This window comes from Streptococcus oralis (genome assembly GCF_026782085.1).
GTDB classification, from domain to species: Bacteria; Bacillota; Bacilli; order Lactobacillales; family Streptococcaceae; genus Streptococcus; species Streptococcus oralis_DA.
On record NZ_JAKUVW010000004.1, the window covers coordinates 77925 to 94528 of the forward strand.

General features: G+C 40.2%; 22 protein-coding genes and 1 pseudogene. 17 read left to right on the forward strand and 6 right to left on the reverse strand.

Annotated features, from left to right (window positions below):
* Positions 1-21 precede the first annotated feature (21 nt).
* From holA to abc-f, 6 genes are all read left to right on the forward strand, one after another.
* Complete coding sequence (gene holA / locus MK395_RS02465; protein ID WP_268711207.1) at positions 22-1059, forward strand: DNA polymerase III subunit delta; 1038 nt, start codon at positions 22-24, stop codon at positions 1057-1059.
* Between the two features lie 69 nt (positions 1060-1128).
* A complete protein-coding gene (gene sodA, locus MK395_RS02470; protein WP_061420763.1) occupies positions 1129-1734 on the forward strand; it encodes a superoxide dismutase SodA in 606 nt (201 codons plus the stop codon).
* Positions 1735-1887: 153 nt separating this feature from the next.
* On the forward strand, positions 1888-2418 hold the full coding sequence (locus MK395_RS02475) for a YutD family protein (RefSeq protein ID WP_268711208.1): 531 nt from the start codon (positions 1888-1890) through the stop codon (positions 2416-2418).
* A gap of 20 nt (positions 2419-2438) precedes the next feature.
* Complete coding sequence (rlmN, locus tag MK395_RS02480; RefSeq protein ID WP_061599238.1) at positions 2439-3524, forward strand: dual-specificity RNA methyltransferase RlmN; 1086 nt, start codon at positions 2439-2441, stop codon at positions 3522-3524.
* Between the two features lies 1 nt (position 3525).
* Positions 3526-4005: a VanZ family protein gene (locus MK395_RS02485; RefSeq protein WP_000197258.1), complete on the forward strand. Its 480-nt coding sequence runs from the start codon at positions 3526-3528 to the stop codon at positions 4003-4005.
* Between the two features lies 1 nt (position 4006).
* Positions 4007-5548, forward strand: a complete 1542-nt coding sequence (abc-f, locus tag MK395_RS02490) for a ribosomal protection-like ABC-F family protein (protein WP_268711209.1) — start codon at positions 4007-4009, stop codon at positions 5546-5548.
* A gap of 42 nt (positions 5549-5590) precedes the next feature.
* On the opposite strand, the gene MK395_RS02495 is transcribed toward abc-f, so the two are convergent.
* Positions 5591-5830, reverse strand: a complete 240-nt coding sequence (locus MK395_RS02495; protein WP_000600214.1) for a zinc-ribbon domain-containing protein — start codon at positions 5828-5830, stop codon at positions 5591-5593.
* A gap of 27 nt (positions 5831-5857) precedes the next feature.
* Positions 5858-6664, reverse strand: coding sequence for a peptidylprolyl isomerase (locus MK395_RS02500; protein ID WP_198459486.1), 807 nt, complete (start codon positions 6662-6664; stop codon positions 5858-5860).
* Positions 6665-6880: 216 nt separating this feature from the next.
* On the opposite strand from MK395_RS02500, the gene rpsP reads away from it, so the two are divergent.
* From rpsP to MK395_RS02555, 10 genes and pseudogenes are all read left to right on the forward strand, one after another.
* Positions 6881-7153, forward strand: coding sequence for a 30S ribosomal protein S16 (rpsP, locus tag MK395_RS02505; protein WP_000268760.1), 273 nt, complete (start codon positions 6881-6883; stop codon positions 7151-7153).
* A gap of 19 nt (positions 7154-7172) precedes the next feature.
* Positions 7173-7412 (forward strand): RNA-binding protein KphA, encoded by a 240-nt coding sequence (gene kphA / locus MK395_RS02510; protein ID WP_268711210.1) that lies wholly within the window; start codon positions 7173-7175, stop codon positions 7410-7412.
* Between the two features lie 41 nt (positions 7413-7453).
* The gene (locus tag MK395_RS02515; RefSeq protein ID WP_000654119.1) at positions 7454-7789 is read left to right on the forward strand and encodes a MazG nucleotide pyrophosphohydrolase domain-containing protein; all 336 of its coding nucleotides are present in this window, start codon (positions 7454-7456) and stop codon (positions 7787-7789) included.
* A 73-nt stretch (positions 7790-7862) separates the two neighbouring features.
* A complete protein-coding gene (locus tag MK395_RS02520; RefSeq protein ID WP_268711211.1) occupies positions 7863-8414 on the forward strand; it encodes a putative immunity protein in 552 nt (183 codons plus the stop codon).
* Positions 8415-8543: 129 nt separating this feature from the next.
* A pseudogene (locus tag MK395_RS02525) lies at positions 8544-9326 on the forward strand (DMT family transporter).
* 149 nt (positions 9327-9475) lie between these two features.
* Positions 9476-10333, forward strand: coding sequence for an alpha/beta fold hydrolase (locus MK395_RS02535; protein ID WP_268711214.1), 858 nt, complete (start codon positions 9476-9478; stop codon positions 10331-10333).
* 98 nt (positions 10334-10431) lie between these two features.
* Positions 10432-11217, forward strand: a complete 786-nt coding sequence (locus MK395_RS02540; protein ID WP_268711215.1) for an alpha/beta hydrolase family protein — start codon at positions 10432-10434, stop codon at positions 11215-11217.
* 33 nt (positions 11218-11250) lie between these two features.
* A complete protein-coding gene (rimM, locus tag MK395_RS02545) occupies positions 11251-11769 on the forward strand; it encodes a ribosome maturation factor RimM (protein ID WP_268711216.1) in 519 nt (172 codons plus the stop codon).
* Entirely contained in the window at positions 11759-12478 is a 720-nt protein-coding gene (gene trmD / locus MK395_RS02550) for a tRNA (guanosine(37)-N1)-methyltransferase TrmD (RefSeq protein WP_268711666.1), read from the forward strand. The genes rimM and trmD overlap by 11 nt, the downstream gene beginning before the upstream one ends.
* An 11-nt stretch (positions 12479-12489) precedes the next feature.
* Positions 12490-12828: an ATP cone domain-containing protein gene (locus MK395_RS02555; protein WP_001196045.1), complete on the forward strand. Its 339-nt coding sequence runs from the start codon at positions 12490-12492 to the stop codon at positions 12826-12828.
* 27 nt (positions 12829-12855) lie between these two features.
* On the opposite strand, the gene MK395_RS02560 is transcribed toward MK395_RS02555, so the two are convergent.
* Positions 12856-13176, reverse strand: coding sequence for a eukaryotic translation initiation factor 4 gamma (locus MK395_RS02560; RefSeq protein WP_049477659.1), 321 nt, complete (start codon positions 13174-13176; stop codon positions 12856-12858).
* A 103-nt stretch (positions 13177-13279) separates the two neighbouring features.
* Between MK395_RS02560 and MK395_RS02565 the strand changes: the two genes are divergently transcribed.
* Positions 13280-13498 carry a YdbC family protein gene (locus tag MK395_RS02565; protein WP_049490154.1) on the forward strand — a complete coding sequence of 73 codons (219 nt, stop codon included), beginning with the start codon at positions 13280-13282 and terminating at the stop codon, positions 13496-13498.
* 33 nt (positions 13499-13531) lie between these two features.
* Here MK395_RS02565 and MK395_RS02570 read toward each other — a convergent pair whose 3' ends face one another.
* The 3 genes from MK395_RS02570 to gor all read right to left on the reverse strand — a co-directional run bounded on the left by MK395_RS02570 (position 13532) and on the right by gor (position 16509).
* Positions 13532-14089: a TetR/AcrR family transcriptional regulator gene (locus tag MK395_RS02570; protein ID WP_125453437.1), complete on the reverse strand. Its 558-nt coding sequence runs from the start codon at positions 14087-14089 to the stop codon at positions 13532-13534.
* 392 nt (positions 14090-14481) lie between these two features.
* A complete protein-coding gene (locus tag MK395_RS02575) occupies positions 14482-15018 on the reverse strand; it encodes a biotin transporter BioY (protein WP_042768991.1) in 537 nt (178 codons plus the stop codon).
* A 144-nt stretch (positions 15019-15162) separates the two neighbouring features.
* On the reverse strand, positions 15163-16509 hold the full coding sequence (gene gor / locus MK395_RS02580) for a glutathione-disulfide reductase (RefSeq protein WP_268711217.1): 1347 nt from the start codon (positions 16507-16509) through the stop codon (positions 15163-15165).
* Between the last annotated feature and the right edge of the window lie 95 nt (positions 16510-16604).

Sequence of the window (16604 nt, forward strand, 5' to 3'; positions counted from 1 at the left end):
AATCAGAAGAAAGGAGAGATGATGCTAGCCATAGAAGAGAGTCAAAAGGTATCTCTATCAAATTTATCTAGCTTGAATCTATTTACAGGGACAGACCAGGGCCAGTTTGAAGTTATGAAGAGTCAAGTGTTGAAACAGATTGGTTATGATCCAGCTGATCTCAATTTTGCTTACTTTGATATGAAAGAAGTAGCCTATAAAGACTTAGAGTTGGAGTTGGTCAGTCTCCCTTTCTTTGCGGATGAAAAAATCGTGATATTAGACCATTTTGTCGATATCACAACAGCCAAGAAACGCTTTTTAACAGATGATGAGCTCAAGTCGTTTGAGGAATACCTTGATAACCCTTCGCCAACAACCAAGTTGTTGATTTTTGCGGAAGGAAAGTTGGATAGTAAAAGACGGTTGGTCAAATTGCTCAAACGAGATGCGACTGTCTTTGATGCTATTGAACCCAAGGAACAAGAACTCCGCCAGTATTTCCAAAAATGGAGTCAGACACAAGGTCTGCAGTTTGTGGGGCAATCCTTTGAAAATCTACTTATCAAATCTGGTTTTCAATTTAGTGAAATCCAGAAAAACCTCCTTTTTTTACAGTCTTATAAATCAGACGGCGTGATTGAGGAGAAGGATATTATCGAAGCCATTCCAAAGACTTTGCAAGACAATATTTTTGATTTGACTCAGCTTATTTTAGCTAAGAAGATTGACCTGGCCCGTGACCTGGTTAGAGACTTGACCTTGCAAGGGGAGGATGAGATCAAGCTCATAGCTGTCATGTTAGGACAGTTTCGAACCTTTACCCAAGTGAAGATTTTATCAGATACTGGTCAGACGGAATCGCAGATTGCAAGCAGTCTGGGAACTTACTTGGGGCGCAACCCTAATCCTTATCAAATCAAGTTTGCATTGAGAGATTCGAGAGGGATTTCCTTGGCCTTTCTCAAGCGAGCGATTTCTTATTTGATTGAAACGGACTACCAGATTAAGACAGGTGTCTATGAAAAAGGGTACCTGTTTGAAAAGGCACTTTTGCAGATCGCGGCAGAAGCAAATTGAGCAAAAAACTTGAAAAAAGAGGATGATTGCGTTATCATTTTCATATAGAAAGAAAAAGAGGTATTACAGATGGCTATTATCTTACCAGACCTTCCATACGCATACGACGCTTTGGAACCATACATCGATGCAGAAACAATGCACTTGCACCATGACAAACACCACCAAACTTATGTCAACAATGCAAATGCAGCTCTTGAAAAACACCCTGAAATTGGTGAAGACCTTGAAGCTTTGCTTACTGATGTAGATTCTATCCCAGCTGATATCCGTCAAGCACTTATCAACAATGGTGGTGGACACTTGAATCACGCTCTTTTCTGGGAATTGATGACTCCTGAAAAAACTGCTCCATCAGCAGAACTTGCAGCAGCAATCGACGCAACATTTGGTTCATTTGAAGAGTTCCAAGCAGCCTTTACAGCAGCGGCTACAACTCGTTTTGGTTCTGGATGGGCATGGTTGGTTGTCAACAAAGAAGGGAAACTTGAAGTAACTTCAACAGCAAACCAAGACACACCAATCTCAGAAGGTAAAAAACCAATTTTGGGCTTGGACGTTTGGGAACATGCTTACTACGTGAAATACCGCAATGTACGTCCTGACTACATCAAAGCTTTCTTCTCAGTCATTAACTGGAACAAAGTAGATGAGCTCTACGCAGCAGCAAAATAATGAATAGGAAGGGAAGAGTCATTCTTCTCTTTTTGCTTTATAAGGCAGGAGTCTGACAAAATCGTCAGACTTTTTTCATTTTTATGAGAAACGTGCTAACTGCTAGAAATTATGGTAAAATAGAGTGTTAAGTAATCGTGGAAAAGGAAGACTATGCGTAAAGAAATTGCACCTGAATTATACAACTATAACAAGTTTCCTGGCCCAGAATTTCAAGTAAATGGGGATAAGGTTGAGACTGAAGGGATTGCTTTTACCTTGGTTGAAAATACCAAGGATGCTTTCGATGTGACAGTCTTTAATCAACGCTTCTCAGAAGTGTTGACCAAGTTTGATTATGTCGTGGGGGATTGGAGTAATGAACAGCTCCGCCTACGTGGTTTTTACAAAGACGATCGAACAGAGGAAAAAATTGAAAAGATCAGTCGCTTACAGGACTATCTTTTGGAGTACTGTAGTTATGGTTGTGCCTATTTTGTCCTAGAAAACCAAGCACCGAAGCGTGCGTCATTTGACAAGAAATCGCGTAAAAAGGAAGAGGAAAATCTTCCTAGAAGAGGCAAGAAACCTTCTCAAAACAAGAGAAAACCAAATGCGGATAAGCGAAATAGACGTCGTCATAAGGACCAAAAGTCTCAGAAAGAGGACAAGGGACAGCGCCATTTTGTCATTCGTCAGAAATAGATAGAGAATAAGGAGAAGAGATGAAACCGTCTATTTATAGTTTAACACGTCAAACCATGCAAGAATGGGTTTTAGAACAAGGAGAAAAGAAATTCCGAGCAGATCAAATCTGGGAATGGCTCTACCGTAAACGTGTCCAGTCGTTTGAAGAAATGACCAACCTTTCCAAGGATTTGATTGCCAAACTCAATGACCAGTTTGTGGTCAATCCTTTGAAACAACGGATTGTACAAGAGTCAGCTGATGGTACCGTTAAGTATCTTTTTGAGTTGCCAGATGGCATGTTGATTGAGACAGTACTCATGCGTCAACACTACGGTTTGTCAGTCTGTGTTACCACTCAGGTCGGCTGTAATATTGGTTGTACCTTCTGTGCATCAGGCTTGATCAAGAAACAACGTGACCTTAATAACGGGGAAATCGTAGCGCAGATCATGTTGGTTCAGAAATACTTTGATGAACGTGGTCAGGATGAACGTGTCAGCCATATCGTTGTTATGGGAATTGGTGAACCATTTGATAACTACAACAATGTGTTGAATTTTGTCCGTACCATCAATGATGACAAGGGGATGGCAATCGGTGCTCGTCACATCACGGTTTCAACCTCAGGTTTGGCCCATAAAATTCGTGACTTTGCTAATGAAGGCGTACAGGTCAATCTGGCTGTGTCTCTTCACGCACCAAACAATGAATTGCGCTCAAGCATCATGAAAATTAACCGTGCCTTTCCGATTGAAAAGCTCTTCGCAGCTATTGAGTACTATATCGAAACAACTAATCGTCGTGTAACCTTTGAATATATCATGCTCAATGAAGTCAACGACGGTGTTGAACAAGCCTTGGAGTTGGCTGAATTGCTCAAAAATATCAAGAAATTGTCATATGTCAACTTGATTCCCTATAACCCTGTTAGTGAGCATGACCAATATAGCCGTAGTCCTAAAGAGCGCGTGATGGCCTTCTACGATACCCTCAAGAAAAAAGGGATCAATTGTGTTGTCCGTCAGGAGCATGGTACAGATATTGATGCAGCTTGTGGACAATTACGCTCCAATACAATGAAACGTGATCGCCAGAAGGCAGTCGCAGCGGTAAATCCATAAAATGACTAGAAAAAGCGAATTAATCTTAAGATTGGGAGTGGCTGTTTACGGCCTATGCATTGTCTGTTTTTGCTTTACTCCCCAGCCTCAACTTCCTACAGGAGTGGAAACTCCAGGTATTCAAACTTTTGGACGCCTGGTTTTTCTTTTAACTCCCTTAAACTCCCTTTGGAATCTGGGTGAAGTGACCAGTTTGGGACAAGTCCTTTGGATCTTTTTGCAGAACATTTTGAATGTCTTCTTGCTTTTCCCACTGGTCTTTCAACTGATCTATCTCTGTCCAAATTTACGACAAACGAAAAAAATCATCCTTCTCAGTTTTCTACTGAGTCTAGGAATTGAGTGCACGCAACTAGTTTTAGATTTTTTATTCGACTTTAATCGGGTCTTTGAGATTGATGATTTGTGGACCAATACTCTGGGAGGCTATCTGGCTTGGGTCCTCTATAAAGGACTGCATAAAAATAAGATAAGGAATTAGAATGAGTATTTTAGAAGTTAAAAATTTAAGTCACGGTTTTGGTGACCGTGCAATTTTTGAAGATGTGTCCTTCCGTCTCCTAAAGGGAGAGCACATCGGTCTTGTCGGTGCCAATGGTGAAGGAAAATCAACCTTTATGAGTATCGTGACTGGTAAGATGTTACCTGACGAAGGAAAGGTGGAGTGGTCTAAGTATGTGACTGCTGGCTATCTGGATCAGCATGCTGTGCTAAAGGAAGGTCAAACTGTGCGTGATGTCTTACGGACAGCCTTTGATGAGCTATTTAAAGCAGAAGCTCGTATCAATGAACTCTATATGGAGATGGCAGAAGAGGGCGCAGATATCGATGCGCTGATGGAAGAAGTTGGCGAACTCCAAGACCGTTTGGAGAGTCGTGATTTTTATACTTTAGATGCTAAGATTGATGAAGTAGCGCGTGCTCTCGGTGTCATGGACTATGGCATGGATACAGATGTAACAGCCTTATCAGGTGGGCAAAGAACCAAGGTGCTTTTGGCTAAACTCCTCCTTGAAAAACCAGATATTTTGTTGCTTGACGAGCCAACCAACTACTTGGATGCTGAACACATTGACTGGCTCAAGCGTTATCTCCAAAACTATGAGAATGCCTTTGTCCTTATTTCACATGATATTCCTTTCCTCAACGACGTAATCAATATCGTCTACCATGTGGAAAACCAACAATTGACTCGTTATTCTGGTGACTACTACCAGTTCCAAGAAGTCTATGCTATGAAGAAATCTCAGCTAGAAGCGGCCTATGAACGTCAACAGAAAGAGATTGCAGACCTCAAGGATTTCGTGGCTCGAAACAAAGCGCGTGTCGCAACGCGTAATATGGCCATGTCCCGTCAAAAGAAACTGGACAAGATGGACATTATCGAACTGCAAAGTGAGAAGCCAAAACCGTCCTTTGATTTCAAGCCAGCTCGTACACCTGGGCGCTTTATCTTCCAAGCCAAGGACTTGCAGATTGGTTATGACCGTCCCCTTACCAAGCCTTTAAACCTCACCTTTGAACGCAATCAAAAGGTTGCCATTATTGGAGCCAATGGTATCGGGAAAACAACCCTCTTGAAGTCTCTCTTGGGAATTATTCCTCCCATCGCTGGAGAAGTTGAACGAGGGGATTACCTAGAACTTGGTTACTTTGAACAGGAAGTAGAAGGTGGCAATCGTCAAACACCACTAGAGGCTGTCTGGAATGCCTTTCCTGCCCTTAATCAAGCAGAAGTCCGTGCAGCCCTTGCTCGTTGTGGTTTGACGACCAAGCACATTGAAAGTCAAATTCAGGTCTTGTCAGGTGGGGAACAAGCTAAGGTGCGTTTCTGTCTCTTGATGAACCGTGAAAATAACGTCTTAGTGCTGGACGAGCCGACCAACCACTTGGATGTAGATGCCAAGGATGAACTCAAACGCGCTCTCAAAGAATACAAGGGATCTATCCTTATGGTTTGCCACGAACCAGACTTTTATGAAGGCTGGATGGACCAAATCTGGGACTTTAACAAGCTAACTTAAAAGCAGAAAAAAAGCCAAATCGAAATGACTTGGCTTTTTTGACTAGTAATTTAAATAGTTTTCAACTTCAGATTTCTCAATTTCTTTACCATAGTGGCAAATCGGACAAGAAACGAAGTAACTTTTACCATAAGGAAAAAGTGGAATCCAGTAGAGGGTAAATTTGCGTCCAGTTTCTACGATCTCCCAAGTGTCGACATTGTTACAGTGACCACATTCGATCGCAGTTTGCGTATGTCCCAAATCTTTCTGATAACCTTTAGAACCCCAAAATAAAATCATGTCATCGTCTCCTTATCTGTTGATGGCTTATTTTTTACTGAAGTCGTAGTCTTTCACCACTTCAATACTATCAATGGTGATAGCAGATGTTGGTTTGTCTTTCTCATCTTTTTCAGCTTTGGCAATCTTGTCAACAACATCCATGCCATCGATGACTTGACCAAAGACAGGGTGTTTGCCGTCTAGACTTGGATTTCCACCTTCTTTATAGGCTTCGATGATTTTCTTTGGATACTTGCTTGTAGGAAGTTTAGCTGAAATATCTGTTGAGTTTTGGTTGATGAAGAACTGGCTACCGTTGGTGTTTGGTTGACCAGTGTTAGCCATAGCAAGGGCTCCTCGGATATTGTATAGGTAAGGAGAGATTTCATTTTTAAAACCAGTTCCCTTGTCCTTTGTTTTATCCTTATCATGCCATATAGATTGGCCCCCTGTACCATCTCCCTTAGGATCTCCAGTTTGGACCATAAAGCCATCGATGACACGGTGGAAGGTGATGCCGTTATAGTAGCCTTCTTTGGCATGAGTGAGGAAGTTTTCAACTGCTAGAGGTGCTAGTTTTGGAAAGAGTTTGATGCGGATATCGCCTTGATTTGTGTGTAAAATGACCTCAGCTTCGTCTTCAGCAACTTCTTTAGAAAGTTGAGGGAAGTTGGCATTTTCATTGGTTAAAGCGTCATTCAAATCTTTGGCAGCCTGAGCAGCTGCTTTTGAGCTTTCTTCAGCAGAGATGCTGGAGTCGACATATTCATCACCACGGAGACCACGTTGGATACTAGTACATCCAGCAAGGGCTACAGTGGATAGTAAAAGAAGGGCTGCTAGTTTTTTCATTGTTAACCTCTCAAAAATTCATTTCTACCATTGTACCTTAAAAGGAGTTTGATTTCAAATGTAAAAGATTTTACTAAAAATTTCTAGTAGTTAAAAAAATTAAAACTCTGTCAAGTTTTTTTCTTGACACCTGTCAGAAATCTGCTATAATAGAACATGTGCTAAATAGCTTAGCTATTTCACCGAAATAAAAAATAAGAAAAGAGACATTAAAAAATGGCAGTTAAAATCCGTTTGACTCGTATGGGTTCTAAGAAAAAACCTTTTTACCGTATCAACGTAGCAGACTCACGTTCACCACGTGACGGACGTTTCATCGAAACAGTTGGAACTTACAACCCACTTGTTGCTGAAAACCAAGTGACTTTGAAAGAAGACCGCGTTCTTGCATGGTTGGCTGATGGAGCTCAACCTTCAGATACAGTTCGTAACATCCTTTCAAAAGAAGGCGTATTGAAAAAATTCCACGATTCTAAATTCTCAAAATAAGTTTAAAGTAGGTTGACAGATGGATACGATTGAAAATCTCATTATTGCGATTGTGAAACCATTGATTTCACAACCTGATGCCTTAACTATCAAGATCGAAGACACACCAGAATTTTTGGAGTATCACTTGGATCTTGACAAAAGCGATGTCGGTCGTGTTATCGGTCGTAAGGGTCGCACTATCTCAGCGATAAGAACGATTGTCTACTCTGTCCCAACTGAAGACAAAAAAGTAAGAATCGTTATCGATGAAAAATAAAAAAAGCGGGACAGATGTCTCGTTTTTTTGTGGAGGAGAAGATGAAGGATTTAACGTTTAGACAATTACAAGCTTACTTACTCGAACATTACCAGCAATCTCGAACCGAGGAAGGCCTCTTTATCAAGCTAGTGGAGGAAGTCGGAGAGGTAGCAGAGGTCTTGAATGGGCGCTCTGGTCGAAAAGAGGGTGTCCAGGACTCAAATGAGGAACTAGCCAAAGAACTGGCAGATATTATTCACTACACTGTCGCAATTGCGGCCATCAACGATATTGACCTAACCAAAAGCATCTTTGACAAAGATAAGAAGGCTGCCATTAAGTACCAGCATGAACGAGATTTGGAAGAATTTTTGGATAACTTCCAAGAGAACTAGGAGTAGTCTCTTTTCACTAATATGAAAGGTTTCTCCTAGCTTACGCTAGTTAGTAAGAAAGAATGAGAAAGCAATGAGACCAGAGGATTATGCATGGAATGAGTTTGAACGAACTGCCTATAAGACTAAAATGAATCACCTACCCAGTCCTTACAAAGTTGCCATTTGGGACGACTCTGAGAAAAGATTGGAACTAGAACAAATACTGGATAGACTTCCTCAGAAAGAACTAGCTCGATGGGCATTAGAGAACTCGCGAGATTTCTTATCTTTAATTGATATCGGTGATGAAGGTGAGAAAAATAAAATAATTCGGCAAGCTTATGAGGCTTTTGATGCACGATTGAGAAATGAGCTCCCACCTCATGAGTTGAGAAAAGCAGGTTTCGCAGCAAACCTCCTCTCTAAAAATGCCCAAAATCAAATCGCTAAGTACGCTGCCAGAGTCTTTGTACAAGCTATTTCAACAGCCCATATGAGAGGACACGCCATCGTTTCCGCGGATTATGCTATCAAAGTAAGGAATCTCCAAGAGGCAGACAAGTTAGAACTTGTGAGACAAGAACGAGAAAAGCAAATCAGACTGGCTGAATCCTTTTTAGCTAATGTAATAGATAAACGGTGAAAGAAGGAATAAAATACCAATCATAGAAATAGCATCTAGGATTTTACTATGCTAAAATGGATAGACAGTCTCAAAGAATTCTAGTCAATCAATCTTGAGAATAGCTATTTTTAAAGGGAGTAATAATCTATGAACGAGAAAACAAAAGCTTACCTAGCAGCCTTATCCTTTTCAGCAATCATTGGATTTTCTTTTTTATTTACAAAGCTTGCTTTAGGTTATACCAGTCCGCTCACCAACTTAGCGCATCGCTATACAATCGCAGCTTTGGTATTGGTCGCTCTTCATCAAACTAAACTTATCAAAGTGAGTTTAAGTAGAAAAGATATTCTTTCTATTCTTCCTATGAGTCTTTTCTATCCACTCTTCTTTTTTATTTTTCAATCCTTTGCTCTACAGTATATATCGTCTTCTGAAGCTGGAATTTTACAGGCACTTGTCCCGATTTTTACTCTCCTTTTAGCATCAGTCTTTCTCTTGATGTTGGGATCTGTTCTCGCCAATGCGATAAACAATATCCTCAGCAAGTCCAAAGGGGGACGCTATCGGGCAATGGATATGACAGCTGTTGTGATATTTGTTGGCTTCGTCACCTTTAATACGCTGACTCTGACCTCGAACTATCTAGAGGGGAACATATTAGCCTACGTAGAGCCGCTTGGAAAGCTACCCTATCTGTTTTCCATCCTCTATTTGTGAATACTAGCCTCTATCGTGACTGGTAGTCTCTCTATCTATGCTATTGTTCGCCTCGGGGCATCAACCGTCAGTGTCTTTGGTAATCTTGGAACAGTTTTGACCATTCTAGCCGGAGCCCTTATCCTCCACGAACCAATTTATAGCTACCATGTCATCGGAGCAACTTTGATTATTGCTGGAATTTTAGGCATGAATCTGATGAGAAAAAAGTAAAGATTGCTTAGCAGTCTTTTTCTTTATCTATATTGTACAGAAAATTCAAAATTTTTAATGAAACTAAGTTTAGAAAACCATGATTTTAATATGGCATGATAAAATAGATACAAAGAATGATATCAGGATAAAGAGGAGAGAGTGTAGAAATGAAGCCAAATGATATTGCTGAAGCTATTGCTTTTTATAACAGAAAACCCGAGACTTTGGTACGCCACATTATACCAGTATTAGATTGTGATTTGGTTGTTTATCATCGTCCTGGAAACGCAAGTAAAGGCCACATTATTTTCTATCATGGAGCTTGTGGACGCAGTCAGATGTGGGCCCACCAGTATGATGCTTTTGATGGATTTGACCTTTACTTTGTCAATGTTAGAGGGCAGGGTGAATCACCTATGAAAGTTGGACTTCCCGACCTGGAAGGCGCTGTTCAAGATGTAGATGCTATTTTGTCCTATTTCCAGCTAGATAAGGTGATATTGGTTGGTCATTCTTGGGGAGGAAATCCACTTCAAGAGTACACCTATCGCCATCCAGAAAGAGTCCTAGCCTTGGTCATGGTAGATAGTTGGGGACAGCATCGATACCTATCAGAAAAAGAAAGAGGTCGAATCAAATATAGTTCTCTTATGTATAAAACGATTCCTTGGAAGGTGATTGCTGATAAGAACTCAAAAATGTGTAGTGATAACCCTATCACAAGAGAATTGGTTAAGACGGCCATCATAGAAACTGGGCGAGATGTTTTCTTGAACCTTGGAATCACAGGTTTCTTGGCAGTCCATGAGATAGAAGGATATAAAGGAAATCCTCCCATGCTATTAGTAAGAGGAGAAAATGATTTTCCCAAACACCTAAAAATAATCTATGATGGTATCATTGTTCTAAATCCCAATGCGCGTCAAGTAACGATTTCAGACAGCAAATACCTACCGATGAATGACCAGCCTAAAGAGTTTAATCAGATAGTTGGTGAATTTTTTGAAGAGGTAGTAGCCTTGTAAGATAGGATCTATCCAACTTGTGAAAATCCCTAGAACGTGATAAAATAAAGGATAAGGGTTTTTAATAAATCATTGTTATAGAATGAGTGGATTTCTTTATGAAACGGTTTGAAGTAACTACAAAAATTGGCAGTCTCTCTGTTACTTATAAAAAGCAAAAGAAAGTGCTTGTTTGTTTAAATGGCGCAGGTTTGCTACCAAGTTATGAAAATTTTTCACTTATACTTGAAAAACTTCCTCCTACAATGGGTTATTTGACAATTGATTTTCCGAACACAGGTAGAAGTCCGATTCATGACCAATCTGGAAAAAATCTGGACAATCTTGTAGACGCGGTTTATGAAGTACTTGAAGAATTGGCGATTTCTGAATATATACTTTGTGTTCATAGTTTGAGTGGAATTTTAGCTTGCAAATTGATGAACAAATCAATTAAGTGTCAGGCTTTAGTAGCAATTGAACCGACAACTAAAAAAGTAATGTTTGCTGATTTTTCAGAAAATCCCTATCCAGAAATGGAAGAGCAGATGAGGTTGATTGATGAGTGTGGCCCTGAACTTTATTTTAAGAACATAACTCAAGCAACATTTAGCTCTGAAACTAATAAAAGAATATGGGAATTAGTGCAAGAAAAAGACTTAGAGTTGGAAAGACAAGTTCCAGAATTTCATATATATTGTGAGATTACTGAGAAAGATTTTGAGAATGTATCTATTGAAGCTCATATTCCTGTTTTTATTTTTTGTCAGGCTTATAGAGAAAAAGAGTACAGAGAATCAGAATATTGGACTTCCAAAACTAAATTCATCTTAGGAGGAAATCACCATTATTTACAATGGTCAGAATCAGAAAAAATTGCAGCCATCATTCGAGAATTGTCATAATAAGATGGAAAGAAGGAGAGTACAGGAGACAAGATGAACTACTTTAATGTTGGAAAAATCGTCAATACGCAGGGTCTGCAGGGTGAGATGCGAGTCTTGTCTGTGACGGATTTTGCTGAGGAACGCTTTAAAAAAGGGGCAGAACTGGCTTTATTTGATGAAAAAGATCAGTTTGTCCAAACAGTGACCATTGCTAGCCATCGTAAGCAAAAGAACTTTGACATTATCAAATTCAAAGATATGTACCATATCAATGCGATTGAAAAGTACAAGGGCTATAATCTCAAGGTCGCTGAGGAAGATTTAAACGACCTAGACGATGGGGAGTTCTACTATCACGAGATTATCGGTTTGGATGTTTACGAGGGTGATAACTTGATTGGAACAATCAAAGAGATTCTGCAACCAGGAGCCAATGATGTCTGGGTGGTCAAACGAAAAGGTAAGCGTGATTTGCTTTTACCTTACATACCGCCAGTGGTTCTCAATGTTGATATTCCAAACAAGCGGGTCGAAGTGGAAATCTTAGAAGGACTAGATGATGAAGATTGATATTTTAACCCTCTTTCCTGAGATGTTTTCTCCGCTGGAACACTCGATTGTTGGGAAGGCTCGAGAAAAAGGGCTTTTGGATATCCAGTATCATAATTTCAGAGAATACGCTGAAAAGGCCCGTCATGTTGACGACGAGCCATACGGAGGCGGTCAGGGGATGTTACTCCGGGCCCAACCTATTTTCGATGCCTTTGATGCTATTGAAAAGAAAAATCCCCGTGTCATTCTTCTTGATCCTGCTGGAAAACAGTTCGATCAAGCTTACGCTGAGGATTTGGCTCAGGAAGAGGAACTGATCTTTATCTGTGGTCACTATGAAGGGTATGACGAGCGCATCAAGATCTTGGTAACCGATGAAATTTCCCTAGGAGACTATGTCTTGACTGGTGGTGAATTGGCAGCCATGACCATGATTGATGCGACCGTGCGCTTGATACCAGAAGTGATTGGTAAGGAGTCTAGCCACCAAGATGATAGCTTCTCTTCGGGACTTCTTGAATATCCTCAATACACTCGCCCTTATGACTATAGAGGCATGGTCGTGCCAGATGTGCTCATGAGTGGGCACCATGAAAAGATTCGCCAGTGGCGGCTCTATGAGAGTCTAAAGAAAACCTACGAGCGCAGACCTGACCTGCTAGAAAACTATCAACTGACAGCCGAAGAAGAAAAGATGTTGGCTGAAATCAAAGAAAATAAAGAATAAAGGAGAACCTTATGCAAGTAATCAAACGTAATGGAGAAATTGCTGAATTTGATCCAGATAAAATTTACCAAGCTGTCCTAAAAGCAGCTCAAACAGTTTATGTTTTGACCGATGATTTACGTCAAAACTTAGCTCAAGTTACTAAAAAAGTCGTTTTGGACTTGGAAGAAGCAAAAGTAGAACGTGCCACTATCAGCATGATCCAGTCAATGGTTGAGCACCGCTTACTTGGAGCTGGCTACATTACCATTGCAGAACACTATATCTCTTATCGCTTGCAACGCGATTTGGAGAGAAGTGGTTATGGCGACCATATCGCCGTTCATCTTCATTTTGAACAAATTCGTTAAGAAAAAGAGTGGGATGCAAAGAACATCTCACTCTTTCTTAAATAGACTTTTCTGAGCTTTTTGTACAGTTGAGGGAACGAAACGAAGTCGCTTAATGTCACTGATACGAATGATTCGAGTTACGTTTTTTGAAAAATTTTTGACGATAATTTGTTGGCGATTAGCATCGTGTTTAACAATATCACCCGTAAAACTTGTCTCAGCAAGTATCACATGAACAGCCGTCTTTTTCTGGATGGCTTGTTCAATCATAGCAGTGAGGGAGTTATCCTGGATTTGCGGATGATCATCATTCCCATTGAGAAAACCATGTAGTTTATCTAGAACTAGTTTGAATGTCTGTCTCATAGAATCCTCCCTTCTTATATATCCACATTATATAAAATTTTCCTAAAAACCACAAGATTTTTACGAATAGACTATAGAAAGCATATCACATAAAGGAGTTAAAATGGCAGAATTTACATTTGAGATCGAAGAACACTTGCTCACCTTGTCTGAAAATGACAAAGGATGGACAAAAGAACTAAATAGAGTCAGCTTTAATGGAGCCCCTGCAAAGTTTGACATTCGCGCTTGGAGCCCAGACCATACTAAAATGGGCAAAGGAATCACCCTTTCCAATGAAGAATTTCAGGTCATGGTCGATGCCTTTAAAGGGGGACAATAAAAAGAATCTTGAGTAGAACTCAAGATTCTTTTTTTAGGACACAATATAGTCACAGAGAGAAGTCTTAGCCAATTGAATGAAAGTCTCTCTATACTCTTCAGGGGGGATTGGATTATCTTTACGAATCCAGACTTCAATGAAAGAGATTGCCATGGTTGTAATGATATAAGCGATGTCCTCTTTATTAAAATTATATTTCAGTTGGTAATTGACATTCTTTAGTACCCACTCTGAGTAGGTTCCACGCAGAAATTCCTTCCAACATGGGTCGACTTGTGTGGTATACAAGGTGTTAACAATTTCCCTTTTTTCGTATATGAGCGGAAGTATATGGTCTGCTAAAAAGCTGATAGGATCTCCATCATTGCTAGGGCAGTACTTATTAAAGACGTTAAAAATGTGCTGATTGGTCTCTTCGTGAATGTATTCGATAATATCTTCAAAGTTGTTAAAGTGCTTTTGATAAATCGCTTGTCGTGAAATACCAGCTTCAGCAGCAATTTCAGTCATTGTAAAGGAACTACGTTGAGGATTTTTCTTAGCTAGCGTGATGAGAGCTTTAATGATTAGCTCACGAGTATTCTTTGGCATAGAATTACCTTTCTGTTTATAATTATTTATAATCATTTTTGTTTTAAAAGAAATCAAAATAATCAAGTTAATATAAATAATCAATGAACATTAAATTTTCTGAATCTTTTAGTTAGCTCTATTGTATCATAAATGATTTATAAAATATAGCTCAATCAGTGAAAATGCGTTTTCTGAAAAGTATACAATTGCTAAGCATTAAAAATCAATGGAAGCTTATTTGGTTTGAATCACTTAGAATACTTTTCTACTTTGTATATCGTGAATAGCTGTAATTTGAAGGATAAAACGATTAATATTCATACCGGTATAAGAATAGTCAAGTAGCTAAATAGTGTACAGTTGATTCTTAGAAAGGAAATAGTCCAGAACAATGGTTCTGGACTATTTTTTTATCTTGAAAAATATGGAAGACTTTTCAATCGTTCGAGTAAGGGACGACCAATGAAACTAATGGCAATGATCTTACCAAGGTCAGGGAGGATAAAGGGAAGGACACCTACTGCAAGCGCCTTATCAAATGGCATCCCAGCAAGGAAGTGGAGGCTGAGAATACCTCCGACAAAGACGAGGGAGTCACCCAAGAGGTTGGCCAGGAAAATGCGAATGTAGCCACTATTTTGATGAATGAGATAAGATGTAAGTCCAGCATAAACAAGGTCGAACCAAAGATAGCCTGCACTTGGACCGACTAAAACGTGAAATCCAGCTCCTCCCCCTGCAAAAACAGGTAAACCAATGGAACCAAGCAGGAGATAGAGAGCTACAGATAGAACAGCTTCTCTGGGTCTAAAAACAGTAGCAATCAGACCGATTGCAAAGTTTTGCAAAGTAAAGGGTACAGGACCGATAGGGAGACTGATTTGTGCCAATACGGCAATGAGAGCAGCACCGATAGCAGGGATAGCATAGATATGAGCTTTTTTCAAAACTGTTAACCTCTTTTCAAAATTATAGTAACTATTATACTAATTCAGAAAGAAAAGTCAACCTATTCTTTTAACTAAGGTAACAATTTTTGTAACAGCCGATTTTGCATGTAAAAAGAGACCTCAAGAGGTCTCTTGTGATAATTAGCGCATGGTTACAAATTCTTCTGAGGCAGTTGGGTGGATAGCTACTGTAGCATCAAAGTCTGCCTTGGTAGCTCCCATCTTGATGGCAACAGCGAATCCTTGAATCATCTCATCCACTCCGTAACCAAGTCCGTGAAGTCCAACAACTTTTTCGTCAGTACCTGCGGTGATGAGTTTGAAGCGTGATTCTTGACGATAGTTTGTAACGGCAGAGTACATAGATGCAAAGCTTGACTTGTAGACTTTGATGTTATCTTGGCCGTATTCTTTGGTAGCTTGATCCTCGGTTAAACCAACCGTTCCGATTGCTGGGTGTGAGAAGACAACAGTAGGGATAGTCGTATAGTCCATCTTGGCATTTGTTTTTCCGTTGAAAAGGCGTTCAGATAGGGTACGTCCAGTCTTGATGGCTACTGGAGTCAGTTCCTTCTCACCAGTAACGTCTCCAAGGGCATAGATACCATCTACAACAGTATTTTGATACTCATCCACTTGGATAAATCCACGTTGGTTGAGTGTAACGCCAGCCTTTTCTAACTCAAGACCATCTACATTTGGACGGCGACCGGTAGCCCAAATAACTTGGCTAGCAGTGTGACTAGAACCGTCTTCGAAATGAATAGTAATACCTTGATCCGTTTCTTCGAGCTTGACGGGTACCTTGTGTGTGTGCAAAGGTAGACCTGTTTTTTCCATTTCATTGACAAGTCCTTCAACGATGTAGCTGTCAAAACTACGCAAGGGACGATCACGACGGACAAACAAATCAGTTTTCACTCCTAGTGCGTGGAGGACACCTGCTAATTCAACGGCGATATAGCCAGCTCCAAGAATCGCAACGGATTCAGGAAGTTGCTCCCAAGCAAAGACATCGTCTGAGCTACCACCGAGTTCAGCTCCAGGGATAGTTGGGATGCTTGGGCGAGCACCAGTCGCAATTACGATATGTTTGGCACGAATCAATTCACCATTGACGCTGACTGTGTGGGAATCAACGAAATGAGCACGACCTTCAATCAAATCAACACCGTTGCGCTTGAAACTTCCATCATAAGACGAGCGGGCACGATCGATGTAGGCTTCACGATTTTGACGAAGTTTTGCGAAATCAAATTGAACATCTGAACTTGTAAAACCATAGTCAGGACCGTAGTGGTGGAAGCTTTCAGCGATTTGCGCTCCATACCACATGATTTTCTTAGGAACACAGCCGACATTGACGCAGGTTCCACCTAATTTTTTTTCCTCGATAACAGCTGCTTTAGCGCCGTGTTCACCAGCTCGGTTCATAGTGGCAATGCCGCCGCTTCCTCCACCGATAGCGATGATATCATATTCTCTCATAGAAAACTCCTTATAGCTTTGATAGTCATATTCTATCGTTTTTACTATTTGAATGCAAAAATCTGCTACGGTAAAAAAATTATAAAAACGCTTGC

Coding starts and splice junctions, on each gene's coding strand:
- MK395_RS02485 (WP_000197258.1), top strand. CDS start 3,526: ATGACTAGAAAAAGCGAATTAATCTTAAGATTGGGAGTGGCTGTTTAC.
- kphA (WP_268711210.1), top strand. CDS start 7,173: ATGGATACGATTGAAAATCTCATTATTGCGATTGTGAAACCATTGATT.
- rpsP (WP_000268760.1), top strand. CDS start 6,881: ATGGCAGTTAAAATCCGTTTGACTCGTATGGGTTCTAAGAAAAAACCT.
- MK395_RS02520 (WP_268711211.1), top strand. CDS start 7,863: ATGAGACCAGAGGATTATGCATGGAATGAGTTTGAACGAACTGCCTAT.
- MK395_RS02570 (WP_125453437.1), bottom strand. CDS start 14,089: ATGCCAAAGAATACTCGTGAGCTAATCATTAAAGCTCTCATCACGCTA.
- MK395_RS02540 (WP_268711215.1), top strand. CDS start 10,432: ATGAAACGGTTTGAAGTAACTACAAAAATTGGCAGTCTCTCTGTTACT.
- gor (WP_268711217.1), bottom strand. CDS start 16,509: ATGAGAGAATATGATATCATCGCTATCGGTGGAGGAAGCGGCGGCATT.
- MK395_RS02555 (WP_001196045.1), top strand. CDS start 12,490: ATGCAAGTAATCAAACGTAATGGAGAAATTGCTGAATTTGATCCAGAT.
- MK395_RS02565 (WP_049490154.1), top strand. CDS start 13,280: ATGGCAGAATTTACATTTGAGATCGAAGAACACTTGCTCACCTTGTCT.
- MK395_RS02475 (WP_268711208.1), top strand. CDS start 1,888: ATGCGTAAAGAAATTGCACCTGAATTATACAACTATAACAAGTTTCCT.
- MK395_RS02515 (WP_000654119.1), top strand. CDS start 7,454: ATGAAGGATTTAACGTTTAGACAATTACAAGCTTACTTACTCGAACAT.
- trmD (WP_268711666.1), top strand. CDS start 11,759: ATGAAGATTGATATTTTAACCCTCTTTCCTGAGATGTTTTCTCCGCTG.
- rimM (WP_268711216.1), top strand. CDS start 11,251: ATGAACTACTTTAATGTTGGAAAAATCGTCAATACGCAGGGTCTGCAG.
- sodA (WP_061420763.1), top strand. CDS start 1,129: ATGGCTATTATCTTACCAGACCTTCCATACGCATACGACGCTTTGGAA.
- rlmN (WP_061599238.1), top strand. CDS start 2,439: ATGAAACCGTCTATTTATAGTTTAACACGTCAAACCATGCAAGAATGG.
- holA (WP_268711207.1), top strand. CDS start 22: ATGCTAGCCATAGAAGAGAGTCAAAAGGTATCTCTATCAAATTTATCT.
- MK395_RS02500 (WP_198459486.1), bottom strand. CDS start 6,664: ATGAAAAAACTAGCAGCCCTTCTTTTACTATCCACTGTAGCCCTTGCT.
- MK395_RS02495 (WP_000600214.1), bottom strand. CDS start 5,830: ATGATTTTATTTTGGGGTTCTAAAGGTTATCAGAAAGATTTGGGACAT.
- MK395_RS02535 (WP_268711214.1), top strand. CDS start 9,476: ATGAAGCCAAATGATATTGCTGAAGCTATTGCTTTTTATAACAGAAAA.
- abc-f (WP_268711209.1), top strand. CDS start 4,007: ATGAGTATTTTAGAAGTTAAAAATTTAAGTCACGGTTTTGGTGACCGT.
- MK395_RS02560 (WP_049477659.1), bottom strand. CDS start 13,176: ATGAGACAGACATTCAAACTAGTTCTAGATAAACTACATGGTTTTCTC.